This window comes from Photorhabdus akhurstii (assembly GCF_019090985.1).
Taxonomy (GTDB): Bacteria; Pseudomonadota; Gammaproteobacteria; order Enterobacterales; family Enterobacteriaceae; genus Photorhabdus; species Photorhabdus akhurstii.
This window is the reverse complement of sequence record NZ_CP020335.1, coordinates 5,208,949-5,224,772: the sequence shown is the minus strand read 5'-3', so window position 1 is coordinate 5,224,772 and position 15,824 is coordinate 5,208,949. Positions and strand designations below refer to the sequence as shown.

The 15,824-nt window shown below is 48.1% G+C and carries 7 protein-coding genes and 3 pseudogenes; 3 read left to right on the top strand and 7 right to left on the bottom strand.

Annotated elements, in window-relative coordinates; all coding sequences use genetic code 11:
• Positions 1 to 39: 39 nt before the first annotated feature.
• The 7 genes and pseudogenes from B0X70_RS22360 to B0X70_RS22335 all read right to left on the bottom strand — a co-directional run.
• A pseudogene (locus tag B0X70_RS22360) lies at positions 40 to 681 on the bottom strand (winged helix-turn-helix domain-containing protein); the annotation flags it as partial.
• A 207-nt stretch (positions 682 to 888) separates the two neighbouring features.
• On the bottom strand, positions 889 to 1,260 hold the full coding sequence (locus B0X70_RS22355) for a very short patch repair endonuclease (RefSeq protein WP_246593552.1): 372 nt from the start codon (positions 1,258 to 1,260) through the stop codon (positions 889 to 891).
• Positions 1,261 to 1,400: 140 nt separating this feature from the next.
• Positions 1,401 to 7,238, bottom strand: a complete 5,838-nt coding sequence (locus tag B0X70_RS22350; RefSeq protein ID WP_217470431.1) for a DEAD/DEAH box helicase — start codon at positions 7,236 to 7,238, stop codon at positions 1,401 to 1,403.
• A gap of 19 nt (positions 7,239 to 7,257) precedes the next feature.
• Positions 7,258 to 9,354, bottom strand: a complete 2,097-nt coding sequence (locus tag B0X70_RS22345) for a hypothetical protein (protein ID WP_110085854.1) — start codon at positions 9,352 to 9,354, stop codon at positions 7,258 to 7,260.
• An 11-nt stretch (positions 9,355 to 9,365) separates the two neighbouring features.
• Positions 9,366 to 10,889, bottom strand: coding sequence for a hypothetical protein (locus B0X70_RS25470; RefSeq protein WP_246593369.1), 1,524 nt, complete (start codon positions 10,887 to 10,889; stop codon positions 9,366 to 9,368).
• A 56-nt stretch (positions 10,890 to 10,945) separates the two neighbouring features.
• Entirely contained in the window at positions 10,946 to 11,929 is a 984-nt protein-coding gene (locus B0X70_RS25465) for a hypothetical protein (protein WP_246593368.1), read from the bottom strand.
• Positions 11,926 to 13,161, bottom strand: a complete 1,236-nt coding sequence (locus B0X70_RS22335) for a DNA cytosine methyltransferase (RefSeq protein WP_110085852.1) — start codon at positions 13,159 to 13,161, stop codon at positions 11,926 to 11,928. The genes B0X70_RS25465 and B0X70_RS22335 overlap by 4 nt, the downstream gene beginning before the upstream one ends.
• Positions 13,162 to 13,432: 271 nt before the next feature.
• On the opposite strand from B0X70_RS22335, the gene B0X70_RS22330 reads away from it, so the two are divergent.
• The 3 genes and pseudogenes from B0X70_RS22330 (at position 13,433) to B0X70_RS22320 (ending at position 15,809) form a co-directional block, all read left to right on the top strand.
• Complete coding sequence (locus tag B0X70_RS22330; protein WP_110085851.1) at positions 13,433 to 14,440, top strand: DUF4917 family protein; 1,008 nt, start codon at positions 13,433 to 13,435, stop codon at positions 14,438 to 14,440.
• A gap of 106 nt (positions 14,441 to 14,546) precedes the next feature.
• A pseudogene (locus tag B0X70_RS22325) lies at positions 14,547 to 14,755 on the top strand (IS982 family transposase); the annotation flags it as partial.
• Between the two features lie 85 nt (positions 14,756 to 14,840).
• Positions 14,841 to 15,809, top strand: a pseudogene (locus B0X70_RS22320) (IS630 family transposase).
• Positions 15,810 to 15,824 lie beyond the last annotated feature (15 nt).

Genomic DNA, 15,824 nt, shown 5'->3' with positions numbered 1-15,824 from the left:
TGTCACATTAACAGGCTTTTGATGTGTCCGGGAATATTAGACCACAACATACTCGCGTACCACCGTTTGACTGATATCGGCCAGATTCAGGACCCCCATCAGGTTCAGACGGGTACGGCTTCCCGTGGTTTTCCGGCCTTTGCGCATCCAGCCATAAGCCAGTTTCGTCCCCTGCGTAGGATGGGCTCATGGTCTCCGGCTTCCTGCTTCCTGCTTCAGTTTCCCGTAGGTTTCCATAAAGGCCCGTTGCTGTTCCGCGTTGAACTTGTGTGGCGCGCCGGTCGGTTTTTTATCACTGAATCCATTGTGGCGCAGCCATTTATTTATGCCGGGAACGGTGTAACGGATATCCCACTTTTCTTTGACAAGACGGATAACCGCCTGTGTGGTGGGCAGAAGATTCGCGGTCAGATAAGCGATAAGTGCCTGAGTCTGTGTTTCGCTGAGATGACTCTGAGAGCCGCCATTTTCGGGCTTGAGTTTGCAGTGATTAAGATAATCGCTGATATGACGATTAATGGTCGTTTCATGAAGACGCAGGGCCTGAGCGATCATCACTGAACTCCAGCCCTCAGAGGCCATCAGGACTGCTTTGATGCGATCACACCCTCTCTTATCACGGCAGGTGTGATGGAGGTGTTCAAGTTCGGCTTTTTGTTCATCGGTAATGAATATTTTCATGACTGATACCATGAACCTCATTTGGGCGAAAATCATGCAGTTTCAATGAGCACAGGTATATATATCTAAAGCCAAAGTTAATTTTTCTTCATAATCCTCACCGAATTCTTTCGAATAAAAATCGGTTTCTTTACTAATTTTTATATAAATCTCGATGAGCACCAATTTAACGAAATATTCTTTCAGGCAGAATTTTATTCTTCAGTGTCACTCTTTCAAAAACACTTTCAATCTTTCTAGAAGTTTATCCGTTTCTTTAATTTCACACTCCCAGACAATCAATACCCGCCAGCCCATTTCTTGCAGTTTCAACAAATTCAGAGAATCCCTTGCTCTGTTTCTTTCGAGTTTTGCAGACCAATATTCCTGATTTGACTTTGGCATTCGATTCCGCCGACATCCCTTATGACTATGCCAAAAGCAGCCATGTACGAATATAACTTTGCGCTTTCCCCAAAAGACTAAGTCGGGCTTCCCTGGCAGTCTTGGATCGCACAGCCGATAACGAAACCCGGCATGATAGACGAGGCGTCTGACGATTCGTTCAGGACTTGTATCTCTCCCTTTAACCCTGGACATAACATAGCTTCGTTTAGCCGGAGTAAATGTGTCTATCATAAAACCTCGCTATGTTATGTCGTTGCTCAAAGGCGCTTTCGTATCGAAAGCGCCTTCAGCTAAAAATACTAACCAGTTGCAATAAACTCTGTTGCGATATTTTAACCCTGTTTAAGGTTCGCCAGCGTACGCAACGGTCGTCTTTCAAGTTCAAACGTATCAATAAATCGTAGCGGAGACTTCTCATCAACCAATCCAAAAGAGTCAATCAAGGCATCACGTTCGGAGTTTCGCCATTGCCATAATGGATGCGTGACGACCGCACGCCAAAGTTCTTTTCCATCCTGTCTTCCGATAAGAACCGGCAATGAATGCTCTTTTGACAATTTGATAGTTTCTGGCCGCAGCGCCTCGGCGTCTTCCGCTAGCTCAAACGCTCTTTCTCGCCATCCTTTCATCTCCGGCTGATCCCAGTCGGCGGCGTTCAGGCCGCATGCGAATTTGGGCATAACCATTGCACGTAAGTAGGCCATGCCTAAACGCCAGTCCAGCAAGCCGTGATACCGGCGGTTGCCGTAGCGCTGTATGCACTTGTAACAAGCGGTTTGACATTGAGAGGGATGATTCTTCTTGAGGAAATCAACCATCGGCCAACCGCTCTTATCTTCCAGAATGTCATGCAGCAATGTGACTATCAAAGGAGGACCGCCAGCAACCTCTGGTTCGGCAAGTCGTCTGCATAATCCTGAACCGTTGATTAGCGCGTCGGCGATTTGCAATATAGGTTTACCAAGGTGCAACCGGGGTTCAAGGGTTTCGAACTCGTCTGGTGATACATCCAGATAGAGCGCGGCTTTATGCGTTAATATCTGAGTTGCGCTGATAGCCGCCGCTCGTGTGGGTAAATTCATGTACTCGCCATATCTGGAGACCATATTCAGATTAAGGCGAGCATCGAATTTCATTAATTCCAGGTGAAGCGACTCAGTCTCTTTGCTTGATACAAGTCCAAAGCTTTTCTTCTCGCCAGTACACTGCCATCTGAAATTAAAATTATTGCGTAATCTAGGCCAGTTTGAATCAATCGCCTGACTTCCTTTAATCGGCGAGGAGTAGGTAGCTAAGGGAATCGGCGCTTTTTGGTCAGTCGCCAGATCAACGGTAAATCGTTCGCCTTCCTTCTCTCCGTTAATCGGCCCATCGTTAAGTCGCAAAATAGTAACAGCGCCGCGCCGTACAATAAAAGAACCACAATTTTCCGGTGTTCCTTTATGCAACACGGTCGCTGTTGTTTTTAATGACATGCGGGTAAAGCTGTCCATATCGTCTTTTGGCTCGAAATCCGTGCGGAAAGCGGCAGGGGTTATGTAGAGTCTAAATTCGTCTGAGCTGATAGGAGTATCGCAATCCTCGCAATTAATGTCGTTATCAGGTTGATTCTGCTCCAGCTTCGCGGAACCGCATGCCGAGCAAATTGCGACATAGCGGCACGATTCCTGCCATGAACCTACCGTCGAGAGATCTGAAACTCGATTGTTCTGGACTTGTGGTTCCCGGTAATTGCCGGTGAAGCCGATCACTTCGTGCTTTTTCTTATCCTTAATCAATACCGAGCCAGGGGCATACTCGAAAACTGCAAGATCAAGATCGCGATCCATTGTCGACCATTCATATTCTGTTTGATCATTCAGTCCTTTTGTTTTGCGTAATCCCAGATACAGGTTGCGTACCCGAGTCGGCATTCCATACATCGGCAGCTTCCCGCGTTCGGCTAGAAAGCGGGCTAGCCCTACGCTGTCGTCAGGAGCGTAAGCGCTCAGTTCGGCGATTTCTTTGATTGTTTTTTCAGCATCCAATTCGGAATAAAGACGTTTTTTTTGCTCTGGGTCGAACGTTGCGGCTTCAATAAAACGCTCGCGTATATTCTGAGTCGCTTCCAGTGCGCCCTGCAATCGTTCAGCCCAGTTCGCGTTATCATCATGATAATAGTCATGCGTCGAAACGTATTCTCCATGAACATCAGGTGGAACGAGTATATCGCTAGGGAAAGTCGCCTTTTTTTTGTGATCCTCTTCGCGCAAAAGATTAAATGCGGCTCTAAGCCATACTTTCCGCATTAGCCTTAATGGAATAGCGTCGTGATCTACCGCCAGGAAGGGCGGAGGCGGCGGATCTCCGGTAATTGCGCGAGGATGAGCGAAATAATAGGCGTCATGGGTACGCCCACGACAAAACGTGATCACAAAAGAAAATGCCTGACCGCGCCGCCCGGCCCGGCCGACGCGCTGCTGGTAATTAAAGCGCTGAGGCGGCATGTTGGCCTGATAAACTGACTGAAGCGAACCAATATCGATGCCGACCTCCATCGTTGTGGTAACGGCAAGCATATCGATTTCCGCATCCAGCTTTTCGAGTTCGCTCATCTTATCGACGAAAATGCCTTTGAATTTACGAAGTCGATCGGAAAAATCATCTGTTTGTCCCGTCAATTCTTCGACATTCAGCCGGAAACGTTTAACGCCGTCCCGCTCACCACGCGTAATACGTTTGCCAAGAAAATTTTCTTCCCATAACGTTTCAACGACGCCGCAGGGTTCAGCGTTGAGCGGTTTTACGCAGCGAGTACAATGTTTGAATCCTATGTGTAAGTGAATTCGCCCGCATTTGCCGCATTGCCAGTAAGGATCGCCTGGTTTAGCTACCTTGAGATATAGCTTGCCGATATTGAATAAACCTGCCGTATGTCCTTGAGCGGCGAATCGATCCAGAATTTTTGTCAGATTCTCTTGGTAATTGTTGTCGCTGAATAAAGCCTTGGCGACACGCTTAACTTTTTCTTTGTCAACATCTTTCCCTGTATTCCAGTCGACAGCTTGTTTGGCATCGAAATATTTATTTTCTTTAACGCGATAGACGCTGGAAAAAACCCTTAGCCATGCATCAAGTTCCGGTATGTCATCTTTATTTGAAATGCATGGATATGCCAGTCCTGTTTCTTCCAGTGCGAAAAAAGTATTGGAGAAAATAACGTCATCTATCAGTTCGAATTGATCGTCGCATATTTTCGTTTTTATCTTCATTCTTTCTGGAGAAGGAAGTCTTTCACTGTATTTAATGACTTCACCTTCTTTAATAAAATTGGCATGCCAAACAGTGCTATTATCCTCATCTGAATTAGATCGGTACTTGTAGGGCGATATTCCCAGTCCGGCTAGCTCAGATGTGATTCTTCCGATTGAATCGCCTTCAGATTCCAATAATTTGTCGATTTTTACCCGTCTGTATTTACAAAGATCAGTAATACCCACTTGGCTTTTTTGAAGCTCATACAGACGGACATACTCATCGTAGTTCTCGGATTGTTTGGCTTTGGCCTTTTCTTCTTCAATATCACCTTCTGAAATGTACTCTTTTTCAGCATCTCTAATAATCGCTCTGGCAGCCGTAACCAGAATTTCTCTACGTAAGTCGCGCAAGTGCAAGCGTTCGATTTCTAGCGCCATTGACGCCGCATCCTGTCGGCTATCTGAAAAAACAATACTCTTCGCATCCGCGCCGATCGCATGCAGTAATTCGAATAGCTCCGTCGCCACCAGTTGGGATGATTTAGTCACGCCGGTACGGAATGCGCGAATGGGCGTTCTGGTACGATTGGTCGCCGGTCGACTGGAATAGTCAATACCGCAGTTAGGGCAACAGAAAGGCTGCGCGGAAGGTTTTTTCGCAGGTTCGCCTTTTTTAGTTGCGACCGAATTCTGGAAATAGAGATATCCGCGAACCGCGTCAGCATTCGTCGCCGATGTTTCTTGCCCGACAGTCACAATGCCTGTAACAGGATTAAGCGCCGCCTTCTGCCAGACATCCCAGTCTTTTTCGCTGTTTGCTGGGGGTTCATCGACAGGCCAGAAAACCGCAAACTCATCCAGCGTCATATCATCGTAATATTCAGAGCCGGGGCGTTCGGGAAGATTTTCAAGATTGGTCGCCGAAGGTAATAATTCAACCATTTCGCCGTCATTCTGCCCCTTCTGACCGCCGAGCAGTAAATCGCCGCATGCTTCACAGTACAACATTTCGAATAAACGGCGACCGCGTTCTCCTCCTGGGGTTGAGGGCGCGTGTGACAGGCCGCGTTCCAGACAGAAATCGGCGAATTTAGCTTTTTGTTCTCCCGGCGATACGGATGCGAAGAAACCCTCAATATTTCTGACGAATGTATGCAAGCGAAAAGCCGGCGTAGCTTTGGCAAGCTTCTCACAGGCGAGCCCGGAATCCGGAAGAGCGCGCAACAACATTAACCCGCGTAATGCAAGCTCTAGCTCCTCCTCCCCATTCCAATTTTCCTTCAGAAAAATTTCGTTGATGATGTGTTTGGGAGGCATAGCACGCGGCATTTCGCCGTCTTTCTCAATACAGGCGTTCGTTAATAATGCGGCTGCGATTTCCGCTGCCTGTTTAATACCTTGTCGACTATTTTGTTCTTTCACACCAAGGGCCAGCATAGCATCAAGCAAAGCCTGATCTAGCTCGTCCGTCATCTCCACGCGACGAACAGTGCCGCCTTGTCCGGTAAGAACCATTCGCATTAATGCGGCAAAAGACCGCGCAACGATTTTTTGTTCCGGTTTTGGTGGTATGAAGGGTTTTCCCTGAATGACGCAGTTATGCCAAAAATCCGGCTCATCGCTGCCGGCATCCAGAGAATCGCGGCAAGTACCGAAAGGCGCGAAGAGATCCCGCAGGTACTTCCGCGATTGTTCGCCATCCGCGCCATCCATCGGCAGTGATGCGGAAGATGCCAGCAAACGCAGCTTGTAACGGTGTTTAGGGTCGTCAAGTCCGAGCCGAATAATCAGCGATTTAATCAGCATAGCGGTTTCCGTACCGGAGGAGCCGCGCATTAAATGCAGTTCATCGAACACTAGATAGAAGTAAGCATCGTCATTATTCATCAGCCATTCGCGCGTAATATCGAAAATATCATCTTCGACCTCACGCGAAAGCATCGCCCCCAACATTGAGGCGTTCGTGACGAGAACGTCAGGCGGCACGGCCTGCATATCCCAGCGTGAAACCATTTCCCCGCCGTCTGTCGAAGGGAAAATGTATCGGGTCTTTTCCGAGGGATTTTCTTTTTCGTCGAACGTGCGCGCTGCCTGTTGATCGCTATCGATTCGTTTCAACGCCTTACGTAATTTTTCAAGATTACGGACGCGGCGACTTTTCTCCGAACTGACGCCGAAAAGACGGGGATGGCTGGCGTAACCGGTAACCGGCGTGGCGCTGGTATATTGCCCGAAGAAGATTCGGTTTCCGGCGAAACGATGTTCCATAACCTGCCTTGCCTCATCGGCATCCAGCGTTTTACGCAAACGCGCCATTTGATCTTCAACCAGAGCGTTCATCGGATAAAGCACCAACGCTCTGACCGCCGCCGGGCGTTTTTCTCCTTTACGACGCGAGACCCAGTTTGCTCCAGCTTCATTCCACCATCGATTTTGCAGGTAACCGTCGGAAGGCGCGGGCCAGACGACAGCCTCATTCGATAATGCGGCCAGTATGGGCAACATAAAACTTTCCGTTTTTCCTGAACCTGTACCCGATGTCACTATGCCAGGGCAGCCTGGATGAATGCCGCGTTCCAACATTTTCACTTGGTGAAGATAAGGCGCATGGACTGAACGACGCGACCAGACCTCGTCGCCGAGTTTCGAATCAAACAGACCGGATAACGCCAGTTCGACGAACGCTTTTCGGCCTTCCGAAGATAGACAGTTTAGCGGCCCGTTTTCCATATCGGCCAAATCTTCAAGATAGTTATCCGAAGATATATACCGTAAAACGGGTTCAATATAAGGTTCTGCTGCGAACTCCCCGCTGCTGTTCAGCAGCTTGCGCCTTGATGCCGCGACCAAAGGATCGGCAATTCGGAAGCTGGTTTCAATGTATGAAATAAAGAAGTCCTGAATGCGACGAAAGCCGCCAATCGGATCTAACATGATTTCCTTCTCCTGTAATCTATTGGGCGCAGAGCTCGTTATTTTGTAAATCAGCGAACAAATCAACTAAGCGATTCTGATGTACAGTTTTGTTTTCATCGTCGAACAATGCAACTTCCAACGCCGCCCTCGTCGCCCGCAGCGTATTTACCACATTCAGTCGATCGCCTGACATTCCATCCGCGATAACGAGTTTTTCCTGGATAGAACCTTGCGGCTCAGCGCCCGGGTCTAGTTCGCTATGATGTTCGGCGGATAGATAAAGGGGAGATAGCGCAATCGCATTGTGAACGACGGCGTTTTCCACTTGCAGGCGGAGATGCTCTTCCTTCGTCTCTTCCGCTTCTTCGCAATCTTCGTTTTCAATTGTGCCGCAGAGCAGAAAGCGTCGGGGCAGATCGCCGCTGCGCAATCTATCTTTCAGCGCAGGCAACCAGAAGCGTGCAGCGGAACATTCGACGCGTTCTATGACGGCTAGGATCGTACGAGGGCGGAAGGCGTCGCTCAATAATAATCCCTGGTAAAGCGGCGTTGCCAGACTATTTCCTGCGCGAACCCAAAGATCTTCATAGGAGATCATCGTTGGATCGGCGATCTGTCGGATAGAACGGCCTGAAGAAATAAGCGATTCGGCGATAGCCAGAAAATCCTGAGTTTCAGGGCCATGCAGCAATGGACATTCGCCAGCCAGCATTAACGCCAGGAACTGCTCCATCAATATCTTTCCATTATGCGTCAGTAATTTATTTTCTCTAACGATAAGCCCAAACTCTGCGCAAGATACCACTTTCGTTTCAGTAGGGAGACGTATTTCAGGAATCGCTGAATGGGCCATCCGGCGCATTCTCTCTGCAATAGCGATATTGATTTTTTCAAGCTCAGCCTGCGCTAGGGCTGCACGCTCTTCGGCATCCCGAAGAGAGGCCAAAGACCTTTCACGCTCGGTAATCAAAGAGGTCAGCGTCCGGCGCTGACTTTCGTTTTGGTTGCATAAATCAGCAAGGGCGTTTTTCAGCCGATCGATCTCGCTTTCGAGATCTGCTTTCTCACGTTTTAGCGTTTTCTCTATTTTTATTTGTTTTTCTTTGAATTCCGCACGTAGTTTTTCTTCTTCGCTCAGACGAAGTTGCGCAAGTTTATTCTCGCTCTCGCTTTTTTTCTCCATCTGAAAGGCCGCTATTTCCGCTTCAATAGCTTCGCGACGGCGCTGACGCTCAGAGGAAAACTCTTCATCGAGCGCTTTTTGCTCCTCGGAGCGTAATCTGTTCCGTTCTTCTTCTGAGATGTTTTGTATCTGGTTTTCAAGCAGGTCGGAGATATGGCCGTCATGCAATACAGCTTCAGCGAGTTGTCGGGCTAAGGAATCCTCTTCTTCGAGTTTCTTCGCCAGTTCTCCAGAACGAAGAGCCTGAGCGGCGGCCAGCAGATCGTCTACGCCGGATTTTAATTTCCCGTTTTGCTCGTCGGCGTGTTTGCGGAGCCACGAAGCGATCATCATTGATGAGTCGGTGCCGGCGATAAGCTGAACCACATTTTCAATGTAGTGTCTATCTGGCGTCCAGTCGTGGATCTGACTGGGCGAAACATCCGCTCTGGGCATATAAAACGTCTTAATGTTTTCTGACTGGCCGGATACGGTGATTATTCCGCTTTCATAAAACGTGTATTCAGGAACGCGCTGGTTTCTGGACAGAATAAAATGGCCTGGTTTTGATTCCGTCAGATTCGCCAGTATGAACCTGTCAGTATCGAAGCGGATCGCCCACTGCCCCGGTTCGCCGTGCGTTTCAATTCCTTCGAGGTTCAGGCGATGACGAGACGCAAGGAGAGACTGCGCCGAGGATAAATCATAGTAAGGATAAATACGGCAAGGATGCTTTGCTCGCGCGAGTTTGCTGCGCACGCCTGAATCAATCTGGAAGATAATCCAATCATTTGGCCGTAGCTGCGAAGTGTCGAATCCGATAAGTTCGACCTCTCCTGTACGGGGGAACATTTTTTTAGGGTTGTCGATTGCGCACCAACCATTTTTAGTTTGCTGTGCGACGACTTTAAAATATGAAAACCGATCGTTTCGTCGATCGTATCGGCCAATATACCAAGGAATATCTTTCATTATTCTCCTCCTTATTTTTCAGCCCATAACGCTAGATGCCCGTTTTCCCATCTTAGGCGCGTTTTACCGCCGGAATGGCGAGCTGTGGAAACTAAATGATTTGCGTCATGATCGGCATCCCACGCGTACGAAAGGAAGCATCCCGGAAGCAGTCGGTTCAGCCAACGGAAAGAAACGTTGTCTAGAGGATAAGCATATCCAGCTTCAGTCGGACCGCCGTTCCTGAGCAGGCTGCGCCGTAATCCCGTCGCCAGCGCGTCAGGCAAGCCGCAGTCGTCGGTAATGCAAATAAAGCGATTATCCGCGACGCGCCTGAACGTCGGGCGATGCGCATTCACGTTTGCGGCAATAATCGCGGTGGTTCGGGACAAAAAAAACGCCGTTTTGCGCCGGGAAACGACCTTGTACACATCATGATCGCGCCCGCCCGGATGAACATGACGCGTTAAAAGTACCGTTGCGTTCTCTGAATTCGCATGCGACAAGAAACGTCCGGAATGCCAGTCCCAGACGGCTGCTTGAACGTGCAGTTCGGCAGTACGGTGCGCCGACATCAATGCGAGAGGCGTCATATCAGACGTCGACGGCGCATCGACAAGCGGCCATTCCATAACTCGGGATAACTCGACAGGATCATCGATTTCCGCGCCAAACACAGGAGGAGACCAGACGCTTACGCCGCCGCGACGAAAACATTTACCGCCCAGCGCTGAGACCGCTTTTTGAAAATCACCTATAAGGCTGGAGCAGACGGCGCCTTCCACGACGACTAGGCTGTTTTCTCCGTTGCGAATTTGAAGCAATGAAGGTTTGACTAACGTCCATACCCGACCTTTCCAGGACTGGCGCAAGCGTGGTTCAATCAGACCTGCGTCATGCAGACAGCGAATCAGATGCCATATGTTGACGTTGTCGGCAACGCGTTTTAGAAGCGCGACTAATTCAATTTCCTCCCATCCGCTGGCACCGTTTGCGTAAATCGCCTCCAGAAGATGCTCGCAACGTACATCGTGGTCTTCTATTATCAGGGAAGCTTCAGCACGGAATAACGGCGTTTTCAGTGAAGAAGATGCCCATTCGGTAAGACGTTCGAGTTTATATTTTGCGCTTTCTCCCAGCGCCGGATGCGGCACGGCCCGATCTAAAAAACGCACTCGCTGCCGCCAGGGCAATGTTTTCTCACCTATCCCCAGCTCGGGTTCGATAATAAACTCGCCGTTGAGTGGCATGGATGACATTAATCGCCCATCTGTCTTCCTGACGTTGATTTTCGCGAAGTTTTCTCCGGAAGCATAAACTCTGTAATTTTGCGTGTCTGATTTAATGGACGGTAAAAAAGCAGGTAATCCTAACCATCCTCCCGGCACTCTTATTCCGTCGTAAAACTGTAGGCGAGTAATCTGTTCATCCAGTAAATCCGATGACGCTTTCAGTACGCGAAATATATCCCTTGCTAAATGGTGGCTCAGTGGGCGTATAGTCAGAAGCCAGTCATCTTCTGTAACCGTATCGTTCAGATATTGGCTTATTCGCATGGAATATTTACAGGATAACGCGATGTGAAATCGTGGAGAAAACGTATCGGGAGCGGCTATCGCTCTCCAGCGTCCGTGGCCGAGTTGATAAAAAAGAGTAAGCCGCTCTGGACGGCTTTTCCCAGATTTTCGCTGTTAACGGCGACAGCTGATGCCAACGCTTCGGATAACGAGGAAGCGAAAACACTTTCGTCACTCTCGTCGGCGGCGCTGAAATAACATCGCGAATCGTCGAAATCGACGCGCATATCAATGATCGCTTTGTGCGTCTCAATATCGGAGAATAACGCCATAGCTCGCTGGCGCAGACGCCAGAAGGGCATGTCGGCAAGCGCCCTCCGACCTGAAAGCCAGGCATTTTTAAACTCGTCGAATGCCTGTTTCAGCGCATAAGAGGCGTTCTCTTGCTGAATCGCGGCCTGAAAATAGTCGATTAACAGTCGGGGACTGGAAACGGCTTGCGGATGGTTCGTAAGAACACGGTTCATCAAGCGCAGGTCCGCTTTCTTGGGAAAAGTCAGACGCAGGGTATAACCGATATGACTCCAGCTTGGGGGGATCTCCGGCAGACACAGGCGACGATAAGGCTCGCCTTTCTGAATTCGTCGTTCAATCCATTCTACCAGTGCTTCCCACATGGCATTAACGCCTGCCAAGTTCTGATAGATATGTCCGGTCCGCAGCCAGCTCTGTAACTTCAGACGAAAATCATTGCTTTCCCCCTGAACATCGAATTGACTGCTAATGAGTAGCGTCATGACAAGATAAGTAAAATATCCGGGCGTTTTGTCATTGGATCTTTCCATCATACCGCTTTCAAGGCGCTGCGGCAGATCCGGTATGTTCGACATACAGGACTGGAACGCTTTTTCTATTTCATCCGCGTTGACGCAGTTCTCGGCGAATGCCGCCGCGAGCGTCGACGGCGTCACTTCAAACCAGCGAATATCCTGAGCATCGCCGTCGGTGCTGAACCGGAGAAAATAATCGACCAGCTTAATTTCCCAGCCATCGGGCGTAACAGGCGGCGTCCAGTTCATGCTTGTTTATCTTCCGCCTGATTGTTGCCGTTTCGGACTGCCGCAGCTAGAGGTTCCAGTATGCGCTCGGCCAGAAAACGGACGGAAGGAACTGCAAGTCCGTCGCCAATGATTTTAAATGCTGATTGATTCGCTGCTGGAAGGATAAAATCTTCCGGCAGCCCCATTAATGCTGCTGCTTCTTTAATCGACAGAAGGCGCGTTTTCACTTCGTCTTTATCGGCGACGATAATACGGGCACGGGACGCGCCGCCTTTCGGCGTTCTCAGACAACCGACGACGGGCGAAAACGTGATTTCAGCCCGTTGTCGGTTGACGCCTTTCTCTTTGCGCATGCGAAGATAAAGACTGCCTATCGTTGTTTCCCCTGACTCTCGCGCTTTCGCCAGGCGCGCCAGATGCGCTGGCGCCATCATGCCGATCAGTCTTCGGGTTTCATCGGAAGAGTGCCATAATGCGTTTTGATCTTCGCAATCAATCAGGTCGGTAAGTTCTTTTGTTCTGGAACCCGGCGCATCGCCGGGAGTCCACCAAATCCAGTCGTTGCGGGCCTCCTCGGGAAACGTCTCGCAGGCGCGAAGTAGCGAGGGCGAGTGCCACGGCGACAGCGGCTCATTCGAACATAAACGCGCCGGAACGGAAACCTGACGACTAATCGCAACGATGAACACACGGGGTCTGGATTGTGGTAGAAAGTGCTTTGCATCAATGATCATCGCACCATACCGATAACCCATTTTACTTAATTGACGGCATATCGCAGCGAAATGGCGTCCCTGATCCAGCGTCAATAACCCAAGGACGTTTTCCAGAACCAGTGTCGGTGGTTTCCTGTTTTCCCCGCCAAGTTTGTCTATTAAATCAAGAAAAGGCCATACCGCGCCGGAACGCGTGGTTTCATCCTCGCTGGCATCGATTTCGCCGATCCCAAGCCCATTGCCAGCCAGCGATAAATCCTGACAGGGAAATGAGGCCCAAACTAAATCAGCACGCCCGGTCAGATCGCCTGGTTTGATTTCACGCACATCGCGGTCATCAAAATGTCTAGCTCCCCAATTTTCGATATAACTCGACGTTTTTATCGGATCTATATCGTTGGCGAACAGGCATCGCCACTGTTTACCCAAACCAGCCCGGGCCATACCGCCGCCGGCGAAAAATTCATAGAAACCGAATTCCGCCTCGCGCATTTCTTCTGATCTGTTATTGCTCGTGACGGCTTCTTTTTTCATTACCTGACCATAAATTTTTGTTGATGATTCGGAGGGGATGCTTAACTACCGTAAAACGACGATGTCGGAGAGATAGTCTATAAAATCATGAAGATAATAGCTACATGGACATTCGGCTTTAAATACCGGTGATGATTGATTTCTTGAATTAATGATATGTCCATGATTTAAATAGTAAAAATTCCATCTGCTTTTGTGCTCGTAGTTGTGTCGCTGACATAACATGTTTATATTTAGAGAAATAATTTTCTAATAGACTGGAAAATCAAGAATGCCGTTTGTTATTTCCCCCTGGTCTGAACTTGCGCAAAGATATGATGGTACTATCTTATTGGGCAATGGCGCGAGTATCGCTGTCAGTCCGCGTTTTGCGTATGGATCTCTGCTTGAATACGTCAGACAACGAGAGAGCCTGGCGGAAGATGCGCGAAGGCTTTTTGACTTTTTTGAAACTGAAGATTTTGAACTTATCCTCCGTATTGTCTGGCAGGCATCTAATGTCAATAAATCTTTACAAATCGAGGACGTGCGTACCCACGGGGCCTACCTCAGAATTCGTGAATGCCTTATTCAGGCCGTTCGCGATGTGCATCCTGAACACAATGAAGTCAGCGAGCAACTGCCCTATATTTACGATTTTCTGAAAAGATTCAACACGGTTATTTCGCTCAACTATGACCTTATCGTTTACTGGACTATGACATATGGTTTAGATATTCAGGATCGCCACAAATTTAAAGATTGTTTTCTTGGCAGAGGCGTTTTTGCAGAGGACTGGCAGCGGTTAAGAACGCCGTATGGCGATGAGCAATCTAATACGCTTGTTTTTTATCCACATGGCAGCCTCGTATTGTGTCGAAACCGTGTAGAACAGGAACATAAAATTCACATCAGGGGAGCGGGTTTGCTTGAATCCATTCTGGAACGCTGGAAAAGTGAGGAAGTTGTCCCTCTGTTCGTAAGTGAAGGAACGTATAAGCAGAAGGTTAACTCTATCCAAAACAGCTTCTATCTATCAAAAGTTTATCGGGAAGTTCTTGCCGAACTGAGAGAAAATCTGGTGATTTTAGGTTGGGGAATGGGTGAACATGATATACATCTGCTAAAACGAATGGCAGGAACAGGGATACAGAGAGTCGCAGTATCTGTTTTCAGAAGAGATCGGGCATATTGCAACAGAGCTAATCTATTGATTAAGCAGAATCTGGGACAAAACATCCGAGTAGAATTCTTCGACAGTGAAAGTCCTGGATGTTGGAATATTCCCACGGAAAATTAGTAAAATTTATTACTTAACTCGAATTCTGGATAAGAAATTGACATGAAGCCTGTTCCAGGAGCAGTGTTTTAGTGTATGCCGAAACAGCTCCGGGGAAGAACAGACTATGGACAACTTAGTTGAAATTTTTGTGATATCGATGATTTTTGCCGTTTTTTCATCCATCAATGGGAACAATTTTGTCTCGATAGCGGGCATCGTTTACGCCGCCGACAAGGTCACATGTATCCCAGTGAAATCATGACCATTTTGATCCTTTTCTATCTGTCGCATTACCGGGATTTTAAAAATTTTTATCTAAATAAATTTTCAAAATAATAGATCACTGGAAGAGAACTGAGTCCGATTTTTGCGATCTGATCAATTGCGAAAAATCCCAAACCCCAATACGGACTGAGTGATGCTTATTATAGCACCCATACCTCAAGATGAATGCCAGAAAATGAGAAAACTTATCCATAAAACCCGCGATAAGAACTATTCCCGTCGATTGACGGCGTTGTTGATGCTCAACGAGGGATTGATGGTGACTTATGTCGCCAAAACCCTTCATGTAGCGCGCTCTTCCATCAATCGTTGGGTTGAGTGGTTTACATTATATGGGCTCGAAGGACTCAAAAGTTTACCGGCTGGCCGACCTGCTGTCTGGGATCTCTCCCCTCTCTATAACCTGTTGCTTTTCTTATTACAGCAATCCCCCCAAGAGTTAGGCTATCTGGACCTTGAGCTCATGACTCATACCCTCAATGAATGACTCAACCTCTCTCTGACGCAAAATGTCTACTATCGTTATTTTGCTCAGGTGGGGATTGTTTGGCGCAGAGCGGTGCCTACGGTAAAACAACCTGATCCTGAATATTAGGAGAAAGATGAGGTGGATATTGATTTCAACCCGAAAATCGGCTCGGGCTGGTGTTTCAAAGGACAACAAAAACGGGTTATCACCCCGGGAAAAAACGAAAAACATTACCTTGCGGGCTGCCTCAATGCCCAGACAGAGCAAGTCGCTTATGTTAAAGGAATAAAAAAGAATTCTGATTTATTTATCAAAATGTTAGATGAACTGAATCATCAACATCCCTATGCGGAAACTCTCACATTAATCTTAGATAACTACAGTATTCATAAAAGTCAGAAGGTAAAGGAGTGGCTGGCACGACATCCCAAATTTACCCTGTTGTTTTCACCCGTCTATTCACCGTGGCTAAATAAAATAGAACGGTTATGGCAATCGCTCCATGAGACAATAACGCGAAATCATTGTTGTCAATTTATGTGGCAGTTGCTTAATTATGTTGATGCCTTTTTGGCATCGTTTTCATCACAGCAAAAGCCGGGAAGACAAAAAATGAGTGTAGCACTATTATGAAACCTTATTTACTAC